A 21,126-nucleotide genomic window follows, 5' to 3' on the forward strand; every position below is an offset into this window, starting at 1 on the left:
CCCCGTGACGTCCCAGGCCGGGTTGCTGCTCGCCGCCGGAGTGCTCCTGCTCCTGGCGATCTGGACCGTCTGGACGCTGACCCGGCTGCGGCGGCTGGAGGCCCGGGTCGACCGGGCCTGGGCCACGCTGGACGCCCAGCTGCAGCGCCGCGCCGGGCTGGCCGAGGAGCTGGCCCGCCACCACCCCGCGACCCTCGCCGCCGAGGTCCGGCTCGCCCTGGTGTCCCACGCCGCGGAGGCGCGTGAGGCCCGGGACCGGGGGGACCGGGAGCTGGCGGAGAACGCGCTCGGGCACGCACTGCGCGAGCTGCCGCCCGGCCTGCCGGGCGTCCCCGCCGCGCTGCGCACGGACCTGGCGGGCACCCATACGCGGGTCGCCCTGGCCCGCCGGTTCTACAACGACGCCGTGCGCGACACCCGTGAGCTGCGCGGCCGGCGCTTCCCCCGCTGGGCGGGGCTGCACCGGACGGTCCCGCTGCCGCGCTACTTCGACATCGACGACCGGCTGGACGACGTGACCAAGGACGCCGACGTGGCCGGCCGCCTCGCCGGCTGACGCCCGTACGGTGGGGGTCCCCCGTTCTCGACCCCAAGGCGGAAACCAGTGACGACGCAGCCCGACCCGTCCGGCGCCCGGACCGGTACCGACCGCGTGAAGCGCGGCATGGCCGAGCAGCTCAAGGGCGGCGTCATCATGGACGTGGTCACGCCGGAGCAGGCCCGGATCGCCGAGGACGCCGGCGCCGTCGCGGTGATGGCGCTGGAGCGGGTGCCGGCCGACATCCGCGCCCAGGGCGGCATCGCGCGGATGAGCGACCCGGACATGGTCCAGGGGATCGTCGACGCGGTCTCCATCCCGGTGATGGCCAAGGCCCGCATCGGCCACTTCGTCGAGGCGCAGGTGCTGCAGGCCCTCGGCGTCGACTACATCGACGAGTCCGAGGTGCTCACCCCCGCGGACGAGGCGCACCACATCGACAAGCACGCGTTCACCGTCCCGTTCGTCTGCGGCGCCACCGACCTCGGCGAGGCGCTGCGGCGCATCTCCGAGGGCGCGGCGATGATTCGCTCCAAGGGCGAGGCCGGCACCGGCAACGTCGTGGAGGCCACCCGGCACATGCGGTCGATCCGGGCCGGCATCAAGGCGCTGGGCACCCTCGACGAGACCGAGCTGTTCGTCGCCGCCAAGGAGCTGCGGGCGCCGTACGACCTGGTGGCCGAGGTGGCCCGGCTCGGCAAGCTGCCGGTGGTGCTGTTCACCGCCGGCGGGATCGCCACCCCGGCCGACGCGGCGATGATGATGCAGCTCGGCGCCGAGGGAGTGTTCGTGGGCTCGGGCATCTTCAAGTCCGGCGACCCGGCGCAGCGGGCGGCGGCCATCGTGCAGGCCACCACCTTCTTCGACGACCCCGACGTGATCGCCAAGGTCTCCCGCGGCCTGGGGGAGCCGATGGTCGGGATCAACGTCGCGACGCTGCCGGAGAGCGAGCGGTACGCCACCCGCGGCTGGTGACGTACGACCCGGGGGTGGGACGGGACCGCATCGCGGGCCTGGACCTCGCCCGCGGGCTGGCCGTGCTGGGCATGTTCGGTGCCCACCTGGGCATCAGCGGCGAACTGCGCGCGGACCCGTCGACGTGGGCCGCAGTCGTCGACGGCCGGTCCTCCATCCTGTTCGCCACCCTGGCCGGCGTCTCGATCGCGCTGCTCACGGGACGGTCCCGGCCGGTCGACGGCGTCGACCTGGTCCGGGCCCGGCTGCGCATCGTCGTCCGGGCCGCGTGGATCGTCGCGATCGGCGCGGTGCTGGAGTGGCTGGACACGTTCGTCGCGATCATCCTCGGCGTCTACGGTGCGCTGTTCGTGCTCGCTCTGCCCTTCCTCCGCCGGCCGCCGCGGCGGTTGCTCGTCGCCGCGGGGGTCGTGGCCGTTGCCGGGCCGCCGCTGAACGCGTTCCTCGGGCAGGTCCTCTCGGTCGCCGACGCGGAGTCGCACTACGTCGCGGAGCTGCTGGTCACCGGCGCCTACCCGGCGATGCTGTGGCTGGCCTTCGTGCTCGTCGGGCTGGCCGTCGGCCGGCTGGACCTGGGTGCCGCGGGCGTCCGGGCGCGCCTGGGCGGGGCGGGCGCGGCCGCCGCCGTGCTGGGCTACGGGGGCGGCTGGGCGAGCACCCGGGCCGTCGCCGACGGCGTCCCGTCCACCGGTCCCCGGGAGGGCTTCGCCTCGCCGGTGGGGGAGTGGGAGGCGGCGTGGCTGACGGGGGCCGAGCCGCACAGCGGCACGACCTTCGAGCTGGTCGGGTCGTGCGGTGTCGCCGTCCTCGTGATCGCCGGGTGCCTGGTGCTCGCCGACCGGTTGCCGCTGCTCACCGCTCCGCTGCGCGCGGTCGGCGCGCTGGCGCTGTCGGTCTACACCGCGCACATCGTCGTCATCTGGGCGCTCGAGACGGCCGATCCCGGCGCCGCGGACGGCGCCGACGTGTGGCTGGCGTTCGTCGTGTCCGCGCTCGCGGTGGCCGGCATGTGGCGGTGGAAGCTCGGCCGGGGGCCCCTGGAGCGGCTGCTGACCTGGAGTTCGTCGCGCGCCGCCGCCGTCGAGCCCACGCGGCGGACCTGAGCGGGCACGGGCAGGGCCCGGCGCGCCCCGCGGGGCGCGCCGTACCGTCGGACCTCGTGTCCACCCCCTCCACGCGACCCGAGATCGGGGTCCTGGCGCTGCAGGGCGACGTCCGCGAGCACCTCGCCGTGCTGCGGGCCGAGGGCGCCGAGCCCCGGCCCGTCCGCCGCCCGGAGGAGCTGGCGGAGGTGGACGGCCTGGTCCTGCCCGGCGGCGAGTCGACGACGATGGCCAAGCTCGCCGACCGGTTCGGCCTGCTCGAGCCGCTGCGCGACGCCGTCCGCGCCGGGCTGCCCGCCTACGGCACCTGCGCCGGCATGATCCTGCTGGCCGACCGGCTGGTCGACGCCCCGCCGGGCCAGCCGACGCTGGGCGGACTCGACGTCACCGTGCGGCGCAACGCCTTCGGCCGCCAGGTCGACTCCTTCGAATCGCACGTCGAGCTGGCCGGAGTCGAGGGCGGGCCGCTGCACGCCGTCTTCATCCGCGCGCCGTGGGTGGAGCAGGCCGGGCCCGGGGTGCAGGTCCTCGGGCGGGTCGTGGGCGGAGCGGCCGACGGTAGGATCGTCGCGGTCCGCCAGGGCGACGTGGTGGCCACCAGCTTCCACCCCGAGCTGACCGGGGACCGCCGGGTGCACGCGCTGTTCGTCGACATCGTGCGCGCGCACCTGGCCGACGCAGAGAGGGGAGAGCCGTGAGCGGCCACTCCAAGTGGGCGACGACCAAGCACAAGAAGGCCGGGATCGACGCCAAGCGCGGCAAGCTCTTCGCCAAGCTGATCAAGAACATCGAGGTCGCCGCCCGCACGGGCGGCGGTGACCCCGCCGGCAACCCGACGCTCTACGACGCCATCCAGAAGGCGAAGAAGAGCTCGGTGCCCAACGACAACATCGACCGGGCGGTCAAGCGCGGATCGGGCGCCGAGGCCGGTGGCGTCGACTACCAGGGCATCACCTACGAGGGCTACGCGGCCGGCGGTGTCGCGGTGCTCATCGAGTGCCTCACCGACAACAAGAACCGCTCGGCCATGGAGGTCCGCACGGCCATGACCCGCAACGGCGGGTCGATGGCCGACCCCGGCTCCGTCTCCTACCTGTTCTCCCGCAAGGGCGTGGTGGTCGTGCCGAAGACCGGTGACGTCGACGAGGACAGCGTGCTGCTGGCGGTGCTCGACGCCGGCGCCGAGGAGGTGCGCGATCTGGGCGACGTCCTGGAGGTCCTCTGCGAGCCGACCGACCTGGTCGCCGTGCGCACCGCGCTGCAGGACGCCGGCATCGACTACGACTCCGCCGAGGCGGGGTTCCAGCCCAGCGTGCAGGTGGAGCTGGACGCGGAGGGTGCGGCCAAGGTCTTCCGGCTGATCGACGCCCTCGAGGACTGCGACGACGTGCAGAACGTCTACGCCAACTACGAGGTGTCCGACGAGGTCATGGAGCAGGTCACCGCCAGCGCCTGACGACCGACCCCGGTGCACCGCCTCCCGGGCGTGTCGGGGTCGCCGTGCCGGAGCGGCCGGTTAGCCTCGGTCGAACATCAGTTCGGCCGACGGGAGCGTGACCATGCGGGTGCTCGGTATCGACCCGGGCCTCACCCGGTGTGGGTGGGGCGTGGTCGACGGGCGCCCGGGGGCGCGGCCGACGGCGGTCGGCGTCGGCGTGGTCCGCACCCTGGCCGAGCTCGACCTCGAGCTGCGGCTCCTGGAGCTGCACACCGCCGTCACGGCGCTGCTGCGTGAGCACCGCCCCGACGTGGTGGCGATCGAGCGGGTGTTCACCCAGAACAACAAGGGCACCGCCACGGGCACCGCCCAGGCGGCCGGGGTCGCCGCCCTCGCCGCCGCCCAGGCCGACCGGCCGGTCGCCTGGCACACGCCCAGCGAGGTCAAGGCGGCCATCTCCGGCAACGGCCGCGCGGACAAGGAGCAGGTCACCCTCATGGTCACCCGGGTCCTCGGGCTCCCGGCCGCCCCGAAGCCGGCCGATGCCGCCGACGCCCTGGCGCTCGCGGTCTGCCACGCGTGGCGCGGTCCGGCGCAGCAGCGCCTGCGCACCGCGGCGCTCGCCGGCGGGATCGGTGCGCCGGTGCGCGCCACCAGCACGCTGCCGCGGTGGACGGGGGTGGCGGCGCGATGATCGCCAGCGTGAGCGGCCGGGTGGCCGCGGTCTCCCCGGACGGCGCCGTCGTCGAGGTCGGCGGGATCGGGCTGGCGGTGCAGTGCACCCCGGGCACGATCGCCCGCCTGCAGGTGGGGGAGGCCGCCCGGCTGGCCACCAGCCTCGTCGTGCGCGAGGACTCGCTCACCCTCTACGGCTTCGCCGACGACGACGAGCGCCAGCTGTTCGAGCTGCTGCAGACCGCCAACGGCGTCGGCCCGCGCCTCGCGCAGGCGGTGCTGGCCATCCACCCGCCGCGAGAGGTCCGGCGGGCGGTGTCGACGGCCGACGTCAAGGCGCTGATGCAGGTGCCGGGCATCGGCAAGAAGGGTGCCGAGCGGCTGATCCTGGAGCTGCGCGACCGGCTGGGCTCCACGGCCACCGACACCTCGCTCGACGCGCCCGCGCCCGCGGGGCTGCCGTCGGTGACCCCGGTGGCGCCCTGGCGCGACCAGCTGACCAGCGCGCTCGTCGGCCTCGGGTGGAGCGGCAAGGAGGCCGAGGGCGCGGTCGGTCAGCTCGCCCCGGTCGCCGACGAGCAGCTCGCCGCGACCGGGAGCGTGGAGGTCGCGGTGCTGCTGCGGCGGGCGCTCCAGCTGCTGGGTAGGTCGTGACCGCGCCGTTCGACCGGTCGTTGACCGGTGAGCTGGCCTCCGACGCGGCGCCGGAGTGGTCGGTGTCGCCGCAGGCCGGTGAGGAGGAGCGGGTCGTCGAGTCGGCGCTGCGCCCGCACTCGCTCGACGACTTCATCGGCCAGCCCAAGGTCGCCCGTCAGCTGGCCCTGGTGCTCGAGGGGGCGCGCCGGCGGGGGCGCACGCCCGACCACGTCCTGCTCTCCGGCCCGCCCGGGCTGGGGAAGACCAGCCTCGCGCTGATCATCGGCTCCGAGCTCGGCACCTCGGTGAAGATCACCAGCGGTCCGGCGATCGAGCGGTCCGGCGACCTCGCGGCGATGCTGTCGAACCTGGCGCCCGGTGACGTCCTCTTCATCGACGAGATCCACCGCATCGCCCGCCCCGCCGAGGAGCTGCTCTACATGGCGATGGAGGACTTCCGGGTCGACGTCGTCGTCGGCAAGGGCCCCGGGGCGACGGCGATCCCGCTGGAGATCAACCCGTTCACGCTGGTCGGCGCCACCACCCGTGCCGGGCTGCTCACCGGCCCGCTGCGCGACCGGTTCGGCTTCGTCGGCCAGATGGAGTTCTACGAGCCGGCCGACCTGCAGCGGGTGCTGGCCCGCAGCGCGGCGCTGCTCGGGGTGGAGCTGACCGACGAGGGGTCGGCCGAGATCGCCGGTCGCTCCCGCGGGACACCGCGCATCGCCAACCGGCTGCTGCGCCGGGTGCGCGACTACGCCGAGGTGGAGGCCGACGGCCGGGTCACCCGTGCGGTCGCCGAGGCCGCGCTGGCCCTGTACGACGTGGACCACCTGGGCCTGGACCGGCTGGACCGGGAGGTGCTGGACGCGCTGGTCGGCAAGTTCGGCGGCGGCCCGGTCGGCGTCGCCACCCTGGCGGTGGCCGTCGGCGAGGAGCCGCACACCGTGGAGGAGGTGTGCGAGCCGTTCCTGGTGCGCGCCGGGCTGCTGGCCCGCACGCCGCGCGGGCGGGTCGCCACCGAGGCCGCCTGGGCGCACCTGGGGCGGCCGCTGCCGGCCGGGGGTGTCCCCCTCGGCCGGGTCACAGCAGACCCACGGGCACCGGGGTCGTCGTCAGACACCCTCTTCGACGCCTAGACTCCCGGACGCTGGCGCGCAACTCGCAGGCCGGGCCGTGCGCGTCCCGCCTGGTCGCCGCGCGCACGGCAACCGACGCACCCGAGCGGTCCCGTCCCGGGCCGCACCACCGCGAGCCACCAGTCGCGGAAGAGAGGCACACCTGTCGTGGAGTACTTCCCGCTGATCATGCTGGCCCTGCTGGCCGTCGTGCTGTTCGTGCTGCCCGCGCGGCAGCGCAAGAAGATGCAGGAGCAGCACGCGGCTCTGCTGGCCTCCCTCACCGTCGGCACCCCGGTCATGACGACCAGCGGGATGCACGGCACGGTGGCCGGGGTCGGTGAGACGACCATCGACCTCGAGATCTCGCCGGGTGTCGTGGCGACCTTCGCCCGCCAGGCGATCCTCGAGGTCCGCCGCCCGGCCGGGTCCGCGCCGTCCGACGAGGACCCCGCGCGCCCGGCCGACGGCACCGTCTGACCCGGGAGACCTCCGTGGCCAACCGCACCCTCCCCGCGGGGCGCTACTTCGGCGCGTTCGTGCTGATCGTGGCCCTGCTCTACGGGCTGGTCTTCTTCACCGGGGACACCCGTACGCCGCAGCTCGGCCTCGACCTGCGGGGCGGCACGACGGTGACCCTGACCGCCCGCACCCCCGACGGCCAGGCGCCGGCCCAGGAGGACCTGGAGCTGGCCCGGCGCATCATCGAGCAGCGGGTCAACGGGCTCGGCGTCGCCGAGGCATCGGTGGTCACCGAGGGCGACTCCAACATCGTCATCTCGGTCCCCGGGGACGACGGCGAGCAGGCCCGGGAGCTCGGCGCCACGGCGCAGCTGCGCTTCCGGCCCGTGCTGGAGGTGGCCCCCGCCGGCCCCGTCGAGGAGGAGCCCGGCGCGGAGGAGCCCGGCACCGACGCCGCGGAGGACCCCGCGGCCGGCGGCGACGCCGTCGCGGACCCCACGCTGCCCGACCCGGACGCCCCCGCCGTCACGCAGGAGGAGGCCGCCGCCGAGTTCGCGACGCTGACCTGCGACGCGGAGGAGCTGCTCGGCGAGGTGAACCGGCCGCAGGACTTCGTGGCCGCGTGCAGCGAGGACGGCACCGTCAAGTACCTGCTCGGCCCGACGATCATCGAGGGCACCGAGATCGACGACGCCAGCGCCGCCACCGACCCGACCGACGGCAGCTGGGTCGTCCTGCTCGACTTCCGGTCCGGCGGGCGGGAGACCTGGGCGAACTACACCGCGGCCAACGTGGGGTCGAACGTGGCGTTCACCCTGGACGGCCGGGTCGTCTCCGCGCCCACCATCCAGGGCGCGATCAACGGCCAGACCACCATCCAGGGCAGCTTCGACCAGGAGTCGGCCACCGAGCTGGCCAACCAGCTCCGCTACGGCGCCCTGCCGCTGACGTTCACCCAGGCGACCGCGCAGTCGATCTCCACCGAGCTCGGCGAGGAGCAGCTGGAGGCCGGCCTCATCGCCGGTGCCCTCGGCATCGCGCTGGTCTTCGTGTACGCGCTGGTCTACTACCGGCTGCTCGGCCTCGTCATGATCGCCAGCCTGATCCTCTCGGCGGTGGTGGTCTACGCCTGCCTGATCCTGCTGGGGCGCGAGATCGGGTTCACCCTCAGCCTCGCCGGCATCGCCGGGTTCATCGTCTCCATCGGCATCACCGCCGACTCCTTCGTCGTGTACTTCGAGCGGCTCAAGGACGAGATCCGGGAGGGGCGCTCGCTGCGGTCGGCGGTCCCGCGGGCCTGGGTGCGGGCGCGGCGGACGATCCTGTCCGCGGACGCGGTCAGCTTCCTGGCCGCGGCGATCCTGTACCTGCTCGCCATCGGTGACGTGAAGGGCTTCGCGTTCACCCTCGGCATGTCGACGGTGCTCGACCTCGTCGTCGTCTTCCTCTTCACCCACCCGCTCATGGCCGTGCTGTCCCGGTTCCGGAACTTCGGCAAGAACCGGTTCTCGGGCCTCGGCCGGGTGGAGCACACGCGTCGAGCCGGCACCGGCGCACCGGCACGGGAACTCGTCGGTGCCACCGCCGCGGTCGGCGGCCCGCAGGACAGGAGCACCTCATGACGCGCCCGACCGACCCGGCCGACCCGGCCGAGCCGACCACCGAGCAGTCGCCGGTGGGCACCGGCGAGGAGACCCTGGCCGACGCCGGGCTGCCCCAGGACCCGGGCAGTGACGACGCCGCGACCCCGGCCGCGCCCGGTGGACGGGCCGGGCTGGCCCACAGGCTCTACAACGGCGAGGCCGGCCTGGACGTCGTCGGTCGCAGCCGCCTGATCTACCGGATCACCGCCGTGGTGGTGCTCCTGTGCCTGCTCTCGATGGTCTTCCGCGGGTTCAACTTCGGCATCGACTTCGAGGGCGGCAACAGCTTCCGGCTGCCCGGCACCGAGCAGCAGCTGCAGGAGGCGCGCGCCGCCGCGGAGGACGCCGGCGCCAACGTCGCCTCGGCCCAGGTCGTCGGCGGGAACACGCTGCTCATCCGCACCTCGCAGCTCGACAACGAGACCGAGCGCGCCGTGGTCGAGGAGATGGCCGAGGCCGTCGGCATCGCCCCGGAGCAGGTCAGCCCGGAGTCGGTCAGCGCGGAGTGGGGCCAGGACATCACCACCCAGGCGCTCGTGGCGCTGGCGGTCTTCCTCGTCGCCGTCGTGCTCTTCCTCGCCGTCCGCTTCCAGCCGAAGATGGCCGTCGGCGCCATGGCCGCGCTCGCGCACGACATCGTCGTCACCGCCGGCGTGTACGCGCTGGTCGGCTTCGAGGTCACGCCGTCGACCGTCATCGGCTTCCTGACCATCCTCGGCTTCTCCCTGTACGACACCGTGGTCGTGTTCGACAAGGTCGACGAGAACACCCGCGACCTCGAGCGGAGCGCGCGCATGACCTGGGGCGAGGCGGCCAACCTCGCCGTCAACCAGACGTTGATGCGGTCGATCAACACCTCGGTGATCGCGCTGCTCCCCGTCGCCGGCCTGCTCTTCGTGGGTGCCGGCCTGCTCGGCGTGGGCACCCTCAAGGACCTCGCCCTCGTGCTCTTCGTGGGCCTGGCCGCCGGCACCTACTCGTCGATCGTGCTCGCCACCCCGATCGTCGCCGACCTCAAGGAGCGCGAGCCGGCCCAGCAGGCGCTGCGCCGGCGGGTGCTGGCCAGGCGCTCCTCGGCGGCGCGCACCGGGGGCGCCGCCGTCCCGGCCGGCCCCGTGGCCAGCGCTCGCCGGCGCCGGGGCTCCGGCGCCGTCGCGGCGCCGGAGCTGCCCGGGGCCGTCACCGCGGACGTCGTCGTCGAGTCGCCGCCGTCGGTGCGGCCGGATGCGCCGCGGGGCGCCAGCGCCGCCCCGCGGCCGGGTGCCCGCCCGCAGCGTCCGGGCGCCAGCCGGCCGACGGGCAAGCGGCGCCGGTGAGCGCGGCCCCGGTCGAGCAGCCGCTCGACGAGCTCATCGCCTCCCTCACCGTGGACGTCCCCGACCACCCGGAACCGGGGATCGTCTTCCGCGACCTCACCCCGGTCTTCGCCGACGGGCCCGCCTTCCGGCGCATGGTCGACGGGCTGGCGGCGCCGCAGGGGTCCGGTCCGAGGCCGTTCGACGTCGTCGCCGGGGTGGAGGCGCGCGGGTTCCTGCTCGCCTCCGCGGTGGCGCTCGACGCCGGCGTGGGCGTGGTGCCCGTCCGCAAGGCGGGCAAGCTGCCGCGCGCGCGGGTGTCCGCCGACTACACCCTGGAGTACGGGACCGCGACGCTGGAGCTGCACGCCGACTCGGTCCATCCCGGCCAGCGGGTGCTGCTCGTCGACGACGTGCTCGCCACCGGCGGCACGCTCGGCGCCGCCGTCGCGCTGGTCGAGCAGCTCGGCGGCGTGGTGTCGGCGATCTCGGTGGTCGTCGAGCTGGCGGGGCTCGGGGGCCGGGGGCTGCTGGCACCGCACCCGGTGCACGCCCTCTGGACCACCTGACCGAGGGAGATCCCGCTCGCGGCCCCGGCGCGGGCGGGCGTGGTCCGGCTAGCATGGTGGGGGTCCCCCCTCTGCCAGCCGCAGGAGTCGCCCGTGGCCTCCGAAGTAGCCGCCGACGCGGCTGAGGCGCGGGCCGGTGCGGTCCCCGAGGGGGCCGTCGCCGAGGGGGTGGGGGAGGCCCCGGTCCGCAGCCCGCTGCCCGAGCGACCCGCGGTCCGCCGTCCCGACGACGTCGGCTCGGATCCGCCCGACGCCGACCTCGGCACCCCCCGTCGACGGGTGCGCGACCGCCTGGCCCGGCGGATCGTCGCCGGGCAGCGCAGCGGTCTGGTCCGCCCGGTGCTCGAACCACTGGCCGTGCTGCACCGGCAGAGCCACCCCAAGGCCGATCTCGCGCTGCTGCAGCGTGCCTACGACGTCGCCGAGGCGGCGCACTCCACGCAGCGGCGCAAGAGCGGCGACCCGTACATCACCCACCCGCTCGCCGTCGCCACGATCCTTGCCGGGCTCGGCATGGACACGACCACCCTGATCGCGGCGCTGCTGCACGACACGGTCGAGGACACCGGCGTCACGCTGGAGACGATCACCACCGACTTCGGCTCCGAGGTCGCCCACCTGGTCGACGGCGTCACGAAGATCGACAAGGTGAAGCTGGGCGATGCCGCCCAGGCCGAGACGATCCGCAAGATGATCGTGGCGATGTCCCGCGACCCGCGGGTGCTGGTCATCAAGCTCGCCGACCGGCTGCACAACATGCGCACGCTGCGCTTCCTCCCGCCGGAGAAGCAGGAGAAGAAGGCGCGCGAGACGCTGGAGATCCTCGCCCCGCTGGCCCACCGGCTGGGCATGAACACGATCAAGTGGGAACTCGAGGACCTCGCGTTCGCCACGCTGTACCCCAAGCGCTACGACGAGATCGTGCGGCTGGTGGCCGAGCGCGCCCCCTCCCGCGACACCTACCTGGCCGAGGTCGCCGCGGCGGTGACCGAGCAGCTGAAGGCCGCCAAGATCGACGCGGTCGTCACCGGCCGGCCGAAGCACTACTACTCGATCTACCAGAAGATGATCGTCCGCGGCCGGGACTTCACCGACATCTGGGACCTCGTCGGCATCCGCATCCTGGTCGACTCGGTGCGCGACTGCTACGCGGCGCTGGGCATCATGCACGCCCACTGGCAGCCGGTGCCGGGCCGCTTCAAGGACTTCGTGGCGATGCCGAAGTTCAACATGTACCAGTCGCTGCACACCACGGTCATCGGGCCGCAGGGCAAGCCGGTCGAGCTGCAGATCCGCACCCACGACATGCACCGCACCGCCGAGTACGGCATCGCGGCGCACTGGAAGTACAAGGAGAAGGCCCGCGCCGGGGGCAAGCCGGCCGCGGGGGAGAGCGGTGCGCCGCCCAAGGCCGGCTCGCCCGACGACATGCTGTGGCTGCGCCAGCTGCTGGACTGGCAGCGGGAGGCCCAGGAGCCGGGGGAGTTCCTCGAGACCCTGCGCTACGACCTGGGGCCGCAGGAGGTCTTCGTCTTCACGCCCAAGGGCGACGTGGTGAGCCTGCCCGGGGACTCCACCCCCGTCGACTTCGCCTTCGCGGTGCACACGGAGGTCGGCTACCGCACCATCGGCGCCCGCGTGAACGGCTCGCTCGTGTCGCTGGACAGCAAGCTCTCCAACGGCGACGTCGTGGAGATCTTCACCTCGAAGTCGCCCACCGCCGGGCCCTCGAAGGACTGGCTGACCTTCGTCGGCTCCTCCCGCGCCCGGACCAAGATCCGCCAGTGGTTCACCAAGGAGCGCCGCGAGGACGCCGTCGACGCCGGCAAGGAGGCGCTGACCCGCGCGATGCGCAAGGCCGGGCTGCCGCTGCAGCGGCTGCTCGGCGGCGAGGCGCTGTCGACGCTGGCCAAGGACCTGCGGTTCGCCGACGTCACCGCCCTCTACGCCGCGGTGGGAGAGAACCAGCTCTCCGCCGCCTCCGTGGTCGAGAAGCTCATGGCCGCGCTCGGCGGCAGCGAGGGCGCGACCGAGGACATCGCCGAGACCGCGATTCCCACCCGCCGGCCGGCGGCGCGCCGCTCGGCCGGCGGCGACCCGGGCATCGTCGTCCACGGCATGACCGACGTCTGGGCCAAGCTCGCCAAGTGCTGCACCCCGGTCCCCGGCGACGACGTCCTCGGCTTCGTGACCCGCGGCGGTGGCGTGAGCGTGCACCGGACCGACTGCACGAACGCCGGGGACCTGCGCAGCAAGCCTGAACGTCTGGTCGAGGTCGAGTGGGCGTCGTCGCCGGGGTCGGTCTTCCTCGTGGCCATCCAGGTGGAGGCCCTCGACCGCCACCGGCTGCTCTCCGACGTGACCAAGGCCCTGGCCGACGAGCGGGTCAACATCCTCTCGGCGTCGGTGCAGACCAGCCGCGACCGCGTGGCCATCAGCCGGTTCACCTTCGAGCTGGCCGACCCCGCGCACCTGGGCGCGGTGCTGCAGACGGTGCGCAACGTCGACGGCGTCTTCGACGTCGAGCGCGTCACCGCGTAAGCGACCTCAGCGCGTCGCCGTCCGCCGTCGCCGACCCCGTCGTCCCCCCTCGTGATCAGGTCACCTGATCGTTCCGGGTCCTGGCTCACCTCCGGGCGTGAGCCAGGACCCCTGCAGGTGAGCCAGGAGGGCGACCGCCGTCAGCCGACGACGGCCATGTCCTCGATCGTCACCGGGATGTTCGGCGGGCCGTCACCCGGGCCGTCCGCGCCCTGGACCCCACCGGCGGCGACCTCGTCGAGCACGGCCAGCCCCGCCTCGTCGATCGAGCCGACCACGGTGTACTCCGGCGGCAGCTCGGTGTCGACGAAGGTCAGGAAGAACTGGCCGCCCGTGCTGTTCGGCGCCGCGGTCTTGGCCATGGCCACGGTCCCGCGGGGGTAGGTCGTGTCCGGGGTGACCTCCTCGGCGTACTTGTAGGTGGGCCCGCCGGCGCCGGTGCCGGTCGGGTCCCCGCACTGGAGCACCCCGAACGTCTCGGCGTTCACCAGCCGGTGGCAGGAGGTGCCGTCGTAGAACCCCTGCTCGGTCAGGTAGACGAAGCTCGCCGCCGCGCACGGGGCCTGCGCCCGGTCCAGCGTGAGGGTGAGGTCTCCCTGGTCGGTGCTCATGAGCAGGGTCGCGGTGCCCTGGGTGGGGGTCGACTCCGGGTTCGGCGGGGTGCCCACGTCGGTGAGGTTGGTGTTCCCCGACTCGTCGGGCAGGTACTCGCAGGTGACGGTGCCGTCGGCGTTGGTGGTGCGCGCCGCGGACGTGCTGGTCGCCGGCGTCGTCGGCTCGCCCGCCAGGTCGTCGGTGTCCTCGTCCCCGCCGAACACGTTTGTGATCAGCAGCGCGGCGCCCACGATCGCGACGACGGCGATCGCGGTGAGCAGCAGACCCAGGTTGCGGCGGCGCTTCTTCGCCTGCTCGGTGCGGCGCTCGAGCTGGCGCTGCAGGTGGCGCTGCGCGGCTTCCCGACGCTGCTTGTTCGTGGGCACGGGGGCGGACTCCTCGGGCGGGACGGGGCGCGGTGCGCGGCCTCGGGCGGCAGGCGGCGGCGCTGGTCGGGGTGCGAGTCTAGGTGTCCGGGCTGGGGGATCCCTGGCAGCGCCGGAACCCCCGTGCGCCCCCGCGTAACCTGCACGGGTGCTCATCCGCTCGTTCCCCGCCGGCGCCTTCGGCACCAACTGCTACGCCGTCGCCTCCGGGCCGGGGCAGGAGTGCGTCGTCGTCGACCCCGGCATGGACGCCGTCGAGCCCCTGGCCCGCATGCTCGCCGACGACGGCCTCAAGCCGGTCGCGGTCGTGCTGACCCACGGCCACCTCGACCACACCTTCTCGGTGCTGCCGGTGTGCGACGGCTACGACATCCCCGCCTACCTGCACCCCGACGACTTCGGGATGCTCACCGACCCGGCGCGCTGGCACGGGCCGCAGCTGGCCCCGCTGATCACCGGGGTCCGGCTCCCGGACCCCTCGGAGGTCCGCACGCTCGACGACGGCGCGGTGCTGTCGCTGGCCGGGGTGGACCTCACCGTCCGCCACGCGCCCGGTCACACCCAGGGCTCGGTGATGTTCTCCCTCGACCTCGGTGAGGCGCCGGGGCTGCTCGCCGGTGACGTGCTGTTCGCCGGCTCGGTGGGCCGCGTGGACCTGCCCGGCGGCTCCTGGGACGCGATGCTCCGGTCGCTGCGGGACGTCGTGCTGCCGCTGGACGACGAGACCGTCGTGCTGCCCGGCCACGGCCCGGCGACGACGATCGGCCGGGAGCGGGCCACCAACCCGTACCTGGCCGAGGCGGCCGCCGCCCCGAAGGGTCGCGGGCTGTGAGAGCGACGGGCGAGCGAGCATCGCAGGGAGCGCCAGCGACCGAGGAGCGGAACGAGTCCGGAGCCGAACGGGGTGCACTGTGAGCGGGCTGACCGCGCCGAAGGGCACGTTCGACACGCTGCCGCCGGACTCGGCGCGGTTCCTCGCCGTCCGGGACGCGCTGACCGCGCCGCTGCGGCGGGCCGGCTACGGCTACGTCGAGACGCCGGTGTTCGAGGAGACCGCCGTCTTCTCCCGCGGGGTGGGCGAGTCCACCGACGTCGTGACCAAGGAGATGTACACCTTCTCCGACCGCGGCGGCCGTTCGCTGACCCTGCGCCCCGAGCTCACCGCCGGGCTGATGCGGGCCTTCATCGAGCACCGGCTGCACTCCGGTGCGCTGCCGGTGAAGCTGTGGACGGTCGGCTCGGCGTTCCGCTACGAGCGGCCCCAGGCCGGGCGCTACCGGCACTTCACCCAGGTGGACATGGAGGCGCTCGGCGTCGACGACCCCGCGCTGGACGCCGAGGTGGTGGCGCTCGGCGTGCAGGGGTTCCGCGACCTGGGCCTCACCGACTTCGAGCTCTTGCTGACCTCCCTCGGTGACGCGACCTGCCGGCCGCAGTACCGCGAGCTGCTCGTGGCGTACCTGGCGAAGCTCGACCTCGACGAGGAGACGCGGCGCCGGGCGGCGATCAACCCGCTGCGGGTGCTCGACGACAAGCGGCCCGAGGTGCAGGCGCAGCTGGACGAGGCCCCGCTGATGGTCGACCACCTGTCGGACACCACGAGGGCGCACTACGACGCCGTCCGCCAGCACCTCACCGACCTCGGCGTGACGTGGACCGAGGCGCCCCGGCTGGTCCGCGGGCTGGACTACTACACGAAGACGACGTTCGAGTTCGTGCACAACGGCCTCGGCGCGCAGTCGGCCATCGGCGGCGGCGGGCGCTACGACGGGCTCTCGGCCGCGCTCGGTGGCCCCGACGTCTCCGGCATCGGCTACGCCGTCGGGGTGGACCGGACGCTGCTGGCCGTCCAGGCCGAGGGGCTCGACGTCGGCGCGGTCGCGGGGGTGCAGGCGTTCGTCGTGCCGCTGGGTGCCGAGGCGAAGCGGCTGGCCGTGCGGCTGGTCGGCCAGCTGCGCGCCGCCGGGGTCGCGGCCGACACCGTCTACGGCGACCGCGGCCTCAAGGGCGCGATGAAGGCCGCCGACCGGTCCGGCGCGTCGCGCGTCGTCGTCATCGGGGAGCGGGACCTCGCCGACGGCGTGGGGCAGCTCAAGGACATGCGGACCGGTGAGCAGGTCGCCGTCCCCGTGGGTGAGCTGTTCGACCGGGTGCGTGCGAGTGTGGAGGGGTGACTTCTTCGATGGAGCAGCGACCGCTCGGGCGGACCGGGGCAGACGTCAGCGTGATCGGGCTGGGCACGTGGCAGCTCGGCGGTGACTGGGGTGACGTCGACGAGGACACCGCCGCCGCGGTGCTCGACGCCGCGCTCGACGCCGGGGTGACCCTGCTCGACACCGCCGACGTCTACGGGGACGGCCGCTCGGAGCAGCGCATCCGCAAGGCGCTGGCGCCCCGGTCCGACCGGCCGTTCGTCGCCACCAAGGCCGGCCGCCGCGCCGACCCCTTCACCGCCGAGCAGTACACCCCGGAGAACCTGCGCGCCTGGGTCGACCGGTCCCGCCGCAACCTCGGCGTCGACACCCTCGACCTGGTCCAGCTGCACTGCCCGCCGACCGCCGTCTACTCCGACCAGCGGGTCTACGACACCCTCGACGGGTTCGTGGCCGACGGCTCGATCGCCGCCTACGGGGTGTCGGTGGAGACCGTCGCCGAGGGCCTGACGGCGCTGGAGCACGAGGGCGTCCAGACGATCCAGGTCATCCTCAACATCTTCCGGCGCAAGCCGCTGGAGGAGCTGCTGCCCGCCGCGCAGAAGGCCGGCGTCGGCATCCTGGCCCGTGTGCCCCTGGCCAGCGGGCTGCTCAGCGGCAAGTACGACGAGTCGACGACGTTCCCGGAGAACGACCACCGGAACTTCAACCGGCACGGTGAGGCCTTCGACGTGGGCGAGACCTTCGCCGGCGTGCCCTTCGACGTCGGTGTCGCGGCGGCCCGCGAGGTGGCCGAGATCGCCGGCGACGCCGTGCCCACCGCCGCGTTCGCGCTGCGCTGGGTGATCGACCTGCCCGGCGTCAGCACCGTCATCCCCGGGGCGCGCAACGTGACCCAGGTGCGCGGCAACGTCGCCGCCGCGTCGATGGCCCCGCTGTCGGACGCCCAGCTCGCCGACCTCGAGCGGGTGTACGACGAGCGCATCCGCGCCCACGTGCACGACCGCTGGTAAGCCACACCCTCCTTCCGCTCCACCGAAAGGCCCGACGTGCTCCGCACCCACGACGCCGGAACGCTGCGCGCGTCCGACGCCGGCACCACCGTCACCCTCGCCGGCTGGGTCGCCCGCCGCCGCGACCACGGCGGCGTGGTCTTCCTCGACCTGCGCGACGCCTCCGGGTACGTGCAGGTCGTCGTCCGCGAGGAGGAGGCCCACCACCTGCGCAACGAGTACTGCGTGCTCGTCGCCGGTGAGGTGCGGCGGCGCCCCGAGGGGAACGAGAACCCCGAGCTGCCCACCGGCGAGATCGAGGTGGCCACCTCCGAGCTGCGGGTGCTGTCGACGTCGGCCCCGCTGCCGTTCCCGATCGAGACCGACCAGGCCGCCAGCGACGACGTCCGCTACCGGTACCGCTACCTCGACCTCCGTCGGCAGGGCCCGGCGGCGGCGATCCGGCTGCGCTCGGAGATCAGCCGCATCGCCCGCGGCGTGATGGCGCAGCACGGTTTCGTGGAGGTGGAGACGCCGAACCTCACCCGCTCCACGCCCGAGGGCGCCCGGGACTTCCTCGTGCCGGTGCGCCTGCAGCAGGGCAAGTGGTACGCGCTGCCGCAGTCGCCGCAGCTGTTCAAGCAGCTGCTGATGATCGGCGGCCTGGAGCGCTACTACCAGATCGCCCGCTGCTTCCGGGACGAGGACTTCCGCGCCGACCGGCAGCCGGAGTTCACCCAGCTGGACTTCGAGATGAGCTTCGTCGAGCGCGACGACGTGCTCGCGATCGCCGAGGACGTCGTCCGCTCGCTGTGGCGGGAGCTCGCCTCCTACGAGATCCCCGAGATCCAGCGGATGACCTACCGCGAGGCGATGGACCGGTTCGGCTCGGACAAGCCGGACCTCCGCTTCGGCATCGAGCTCACCGAGCTCACCTCCTACTTCGCCGGCACGCCGTTCCGCGTCTTCCAGGCGCCCTACGTCGGCGCGGTCGTCATGCCCGGTGGCGGTTCCCAGCCGCGGCGGGCCTTCGACGCCTGGCAGGACTGGGCGAAGTCCCGCGGGGCCCGCGGGCTGGCCTACGTGACGATCGCCGAGGACGGCACGCTCGGCGGCCCGGTCGCCAAGAACATCTCCGACGCCGAGCGCGCCGGGTTGGTCGAGGCCGTCGGCGCGAAGCCGGGCGACTGCGTCTTCTTCGCCGCCGGCGCCCGTCGCCCCTCCCAGGAGTTGCTCGGCGCCGCGCGCAACGAGATCGCCAAGCGCCTCGACCTGATCGAGCCCGGCTCCTGGTCGTTCCTGTTCGTCGTCGACTTCCCGATGTTCGAGGAGACCGAGGACGGCGACTGGACGTTCATGCACCACCCCTTCACCTCGCCGACCCCCGAGTGGCGGGACCGGTTCGCCGAGGACAAGGGCGCGGCGCTGTCCGACGCCTACGACATGGTGATCAACGGCAACGAGGTCATGAGCGGTTCGGTCCGTATCCACGACGCCGAGCTGCAGGAGCGGGTGTTCGAGACGCTCGGCATGTCCCGTGAGGAGGCCCGTGAGCGGTTCGGGTTCTTCCTCGAGGCCTTCGCCTACGGTCCGCCGCCGCACGCCGGTGCCGCCCTGGGGTGGGACCGGCTGTCGGCGCTGCTGTCGGGGGTGGAGTCGATCCGCGAGGTCATCGCCTTCCCGAAGACCGGCGCCGGCTTCGACCCGCTGACCGGTGCGCCGACGCCGATCACCGAGGCCCAGCGCAAGGAGGCCGGCATCGACGCGAAGCCGGAGGAGCCGCCGCTGCCCGGTGAGCCCGGGGCGCCCGGGCCCTCCGACCCGACGAAGTAGCGGCCGGGGGCGTGAGCCCGCACGCGGGTCCGGCGTCGGCTCGGTAGCGTCGCGGGCATGTCGCTGCGCGCCCGCACCCTGCTCGGACCCGGCCCGTCCAACCCGTACCCGGAGGCGCAGGTCGCGCTGGCGCAGCCGCTGCTGGGCCACCTCGACCCGGAGTTCCTGCGGATCCTCGACGAGACGTCCGACCGGCTGCGCCAGGTGTTCGGCACGGCGAACCGGCGCACGCTGCCGCTGTCGGCCACCGGTTCGGCCGGCATGGAGGCGGCGTTCGTCAACACCGTCGGCCCCGGCGACGTCGTCGTCGTCGCGGTGAACGGGCTGTTCGGCCAGCGGATGACCGACGTCGCGGCCCGCTGCGGGGCCGAGGTCGTCGCCGTCGAGCACGAGTGGGGGCAGCCGGTCGACGCCGAGCGCGTGCTGGCGGCGCACCCGTCTCCGAAGCTGATCGCCGCCGTGCACGCCGAGACCTCGACGGGGGTGCGCTCGGACCTCGAGCCGCTGGCCGCCGGCAAGGGCGACGCGCTGCTGCTGGCCGACTGCGTCACCTCGCTCGGCGGCATCCCGGTGTGCCTGGACGACTGGGGCGTCGACCTGGCCTACTCCGGCTCGCAGAAGTGCCTGGGCGTCGCGCCGGGGCTGGCGCCGTTCACCATCTCCGACCGCGCCTGGGAGCGGCGGATCGAGAAGCCGCAGAGCTGGTACCTGGACCTCGGCATGCTCGGCGGGTACGCCGGCGAGGCAGCCGGGTCGGGCGGCCGCACGTACCACCACACCGCCCCGACCGGCATGGTCGTGTCGCTGCACGCGGGGCTCGGCCGGATCCTGGACGAGGGGCTGGACGCCGTGCACGCGCGGCACGCCGAGGCCGGGCGGCTGCTGCACGAGGGGCTGGCCGAGCTGGGCCTGGAGCTGTTCGCCGCCGAGGGCCACCGGCTCCCGGAGCTGACCACGGTGAAGGTCCCCGACGGCGTGGACTCGGCCGCCGTCCGCGGCGAGCTGCTGGAGCGCTACGACCTGGAGATCGGCGGGGGAGTGGGCGCCTACGCCTCGACCGTCTGGCGGATCGGCCTCATGGGCCCGAACGCCTCACCCGCCAAGGTGGGGCTCGTGCTGTCCGCGCTGGAGGAGGTCCTCGGCCGCTAGGGTCCTGGGAGGTACCGCGACCTGCTGCCGTGGCTGGTCGCGATCGCGGTGGCGGCAGCGGTGGCCGTCGTCCTCCCGCGGCTACGACCGCCGGCGGGCTCGCGGGCCGATCAGCCGCAGGAGCTGTTCACCCTGCCCGGCTGACGCCTCGCCGACCGGGCCCGTCAGGCGGCGTCGAGGCGGGCGAGCTGGTCGGGGGAGAGGGTCAGGTCGGCGGCGGCCGCGGAATCGACGATCGTCGCCGCCCGCGACGCGCCCGGGATGGGGACGACGACGTCGTTCTGCGCCAGGTGCCAGGCCAGCGTCACCTGGTACACCGACACCCCGAGCTCCCGGGCCACCGCCGCGAACGCCGGTGCGGTGGAGCTCAGCGAACCGGCCGCCGTCACCCCGCCGAACGGGCTCCACGGGAGGAACGCCAGCCCGTGCGCCGCGCAGTGCGCGAGCTCGCCGTGCGAGGAGCGGTAGCCCGGTGCGAACTGGTTCTGCACGCTGACCAGCGCGTCGCCCACGATCGACCGGGCGACGTCGATCTGCGCGACGTCGGCGTTGGAGATGCCGACCATCCGCACCAGCCCGTCGTCGGCGAGCTGCCGCAGCGCGCCCATCGACTCCTCCCACGGCGTGGCCGGGTCCGGACGGTGGAACTGGTAGAGCCCGATCGCGTCCACGCCCAGCCGGCGCAGCGAGGCCTCGCACGCCCGCCGCAGGTAGGCCGGCGACCCGTCGAGCTCCCAGTCGGTGCCGCGGCGGGTGTGCCCGCCCTTGGTCGCCACGAGGACGTCGCCGCCGGTGGAGGAGTGCAGCGCCTCGGCGACCAGCTCCTCGTTGTGGCCGAACTCGGCCTCGTCGCGGGCGTAGGCGTCGGCGGTGTCGATCAGCGTCACGCCCGCGTCCAGGGCGGCGCGCACGACGCCGACGGCCTCCTCGCGGGAGGGCCGGTCCTGCTTGGTCGACAGCGGCATCGCCCCCAGCCCGATCGCGCTGACCGTCACGTCCCCGATGCGTCGCTGCTGCATGGGAAGC

At 74.0% G+C, this 21,126-nt stretch carries 20 protein-coding genes; 18 read left to right on the forward strand and 2 right to left on the reverse strand.

The genetic code is table 11. The annotated features are described in order from the left end of the window. Positions 1 to 4 precede the first annotated feature (4 nt). The 13 genes from ACI79S_RS08560 to ACI79S_RS08620 all read left to right on the forward strand — a co-directional run bounded on the left by ACI79S_RS08560 (position 5) and on the right by ACI79S_RS08620 (position 12,993). A complete protein-coding gene (locus ACI79S_RS08560) occupies positions 5 to 556 on the forward strand; it encodes a LemA family protein (protein WP_456593019.1) in 552 nt (183 codons plus the stop codon). A 48-nt stretch (positions 557 to 604) separates the two neighbouring features. Next, entirely contained in the window at positions 605 to 1,513 is a 909-nt protein-coding gene (gene pdxS / locus ACI79S_RS08565; protein WP_456593020.1) for a pyridoxal 5'-phosphate synthase lyase subunit PdxS, read from the forward strand. A gap of 14 nt (positions 1,514 to 1,527) precedes the next feature. Then, a complete protein-coding gene (locus ACI79S_RS08570; RefSeq protein ID WP_456593021.1) occupies positions 1,528 to 2,616 on the forward strand; it encodes a heparan-alpha-glucosaminide N-acetyltransferase domain-containing protein in 1,089 nt (362 codons plus the stop codon). Between the two features lie 56 nt (positions 2,617 to 2,672). After that, positions 2,673 to 3,314: a pyridoxal 5'-phosphate synthase glutaminase subunit PdxT gene (gene pdxT / locus ACI79S_RS08575; RefSeq protein ID WP_456593022.1), complete on the forward strand. Its 642-nt coding sequence runs from the start codon at positions 2,673 to 2,675 to the stop codon at positions 3,312 to 3,314. After that, the gene (locus ACI79S_RS08580; protein WP_456593023.1) at positions 3,311 to 4,072 is read left to right on the forward strand and encodes a YebC/PmpR family DNA-binding transcriptional regulator; all 762 of its coding nucleotides are present in this window, start codon (positions 3,311 to 3,313) and stop codon (positions 4,070 to 4,072) included. The genes pdxT and ACI79S_RS08580 overlap by 4 nt, the downstream gene beginning before the upstream one ends. Positions 4,073 to 4,175: 103 nt before the next feature. Then, the gene (gene ruvC / locus ACI79S_RS08585; RefSeq protein WP_456593024.1) at positions 4,176 to 4,748 is read left to right on the forward strand and encodes a crossover junction endodeoxyribonuclease RuvC; all 573 of its coding nucleotides are present in this window, start codon (positions 4,176 to 4,178) and stop codon (positions 4,746 to 4,748) included. Further along, positions 4,724 to 5,383, forward strand: a complete 660-nt coding sequence (gene ruvA / locus ACI79S_RS08590; RefSeq protein ID WP_456593025.1) for a Holliday junction branch migration protein RuvA — start codon at positions 4,724 to 4,726, stop codon at positions 5,381 to 5,383. Before ruvC ends, ruvA begins: the two co-directional genes overlap by 25 nt. After that, complete coding sequence (gene ruvB, locus ACI79S_RS08595; protein ID WP_456593026.1) at positions 5,380 to 6,504, forward strand: Holliday junction branch migration DNA helicase RuvB; 1,125 nt, start codon at positions 5,380 to 5,382, stop codon at positions 6,502 to 6,504. The genes ruvA and ruvB overlap by 4 nt, the downstream gene beginning before the upstream one ends. Before the next feature lie 147 nt (positions 6,505 to 6,651). Further along, the gene (gene yajC / locus ACI79S_RS08600) at positions 6,652 to 6,963 is read left to right on the forward strand and encodes a preprotein translocase subunit YajC (RefSeq protein WP_456593027.1); all 312 of its coding nucleotides are present in this window, start codon (positions 6,652 to 6,654) and stop codon (positions 6,961 to 6,963) included. A 14-nt stretch (positions 6,964 to 6,977) separates the two neighbouring features. Then, positions 6,978 to 8,567 (forward strand): protein translocase subunit SecD, encoded by a 1,590-nt coding sequence (gene secD / locus ACI79S_RS08605; RefSeq protein WP_456593028.1) that lies wholly within the window; start codon positions 6,978 to 6,980, stop codon positions 8,565 to 8,567. Then, positions 8,564 to 9,904, forward strand: a complete 1,341-nt coding sequence (gene secF / locus ACI79S_RS08610; protein WP_456593029.1) for a protein translocase subunit SecF — start codon at positions 8,564 to 8,566, stop codon at positions 9,902 to 9,904. Before secD ends, secF begins: the two co-directional genes overlap by 4 nt. Further along, on the forward strand, positions 9,901 to 10,452 hold the full coding sequence (locus ACI79S_RS08615; protein ID WP_456593030.1) for an adenine phosphoribosyltransferase: 552 nt from the start codon (positions 9,901 to 9,903) through the stop codon (positions 10,450 to 10,452). The genes secF and ACI79S_RS08615 overlap by 4 nt, the downstream gene beginning before the upstream one ends. Before the next feature lie 93 nt (positions 10,453 to 10,545). Continuing rightward, positions 10,546 to 12,993, forward strand: coding sequence for a RelA/SpoT family protein (locus ACI79S_RS08620; protein ID WP_456593031.1), 2,448 nt, complete (start codon positions 10,546 to 10,548; stop codon positions 12,991 to 12,993). 140 nt (positions 12,994 to 13,133) lie between these two features. Here the strand turns inward: ACI79S_RS08620 and ACI79S_RS08625 are convergent, their stop codons facing one another. Beyond that, positions 13,134 to 13,973: a peptidylprolyl isomerase gene (locus ACI79S_RS08625; RefSeq protein ID WP_456593032.1), complete on the reverse strand. Its 840-nt coding sequence runs from the start codon at positions 13,971 to 13,973 to the stop codon at positions 13,134 to 13,136. A gap of 148 nt (positions 13,974 to 14,121) precedes the next feature. Here ACI79S_RS08625 and ACI79S_RS08630 point away from each other — a divergent pair, with 148 nt between their 5' ends. The 5 genes from ACI79S_RS08630 (at position 14,122) to ACI79S_RS08650 (ending at position 20,100) form a co-directional block, all read left to right on the forward strand. Then, positions 14,122 to 14,805: an MBL fold metallo-hydrolase gene (locus ACI79S_RS08630; protein ID WP_456593033.1), complete on the forward strand. Its 684-nt coding sequence runs from the start codon at positions 14,122 to 14,124 to the stop codon at positions 14,803 to 14,805. Positions 14,806 to 14,884: 79 nt separating this feature from the next. Continuing rightward, a complete protein-coding gene (gene hisS / locus ACI79S_RS08635) occupies positions 14,885 to 16,147 on the forward strand; it encodes a histidine--tRNA ligase (protein WP_456593034.1) in 1,263 nt (420 codons plus the stop codon). Further along, the gene (locus tag ACI79S_RS08640) at positions 16,144 to 17,139 is read left to right on the forward strand and encodes an aldo/keto reductase (RefSeq protein ID WP_456593035.1); all 996 of its coding nucleotides are present in this window, start codon (positions 16,144 to 16,146) and stop codon (positions 17,137 to 17,139) included. Before hisS ends, ACI79S_RS08640 begins: the two co-directional genes overlap by 4 nt. Positions 17,140 to 17,175: 36 nt before the next feature. Beyond that, the gene (gene aspS, locus ACI79S_RS08645; RefSeq protein WP_456593036.1) at positions 17,176 to 18,951 is read left to right on the forward strand and encodes an aspartate--tRNA ligase; all 1,776 of its coding nucleotides are present in this window, start codon (positions 17,176 to 17,178) and stop codon (positions 18,949 to 18,951) included. Positions 18,952 to 19,008: 57 nt separating this feature from the next. After that, entirely contained in the window at positions 19,009 to 20,100 is a 1,092-nt protein-coding gene (locus tag ACI79S_RS08650; protein ID WP_456593037.1) for a pyridoxal-phosphate-dependent aminotransferase family protein, read from the forward strand. A gap of 164 nt (positions 20,101 to 20,264) precedes the next feature. Here ACI79S_RS08650 and ACI79S_RS08655 read toward each other — a convergent pair whose 3' ends face one another. Further along, positions 20,265 to 21,119: an aldo/keto reductase gene (locus tag ACI79S_RS08655; protein ID WP_456593038.1), complete on the reverse strand. Its 855-nt coding sequence runs from the start codon at positions 21,117 to 21,119 to the stop codon at positions 20,265 to 20,267. Between the last annotated feature and the right edge of the window lie 7 nt (positions 21,120 to 21,126).

The organism is Blastococcus sp. SYSU DS1024, from assembly GCF_054050795.1.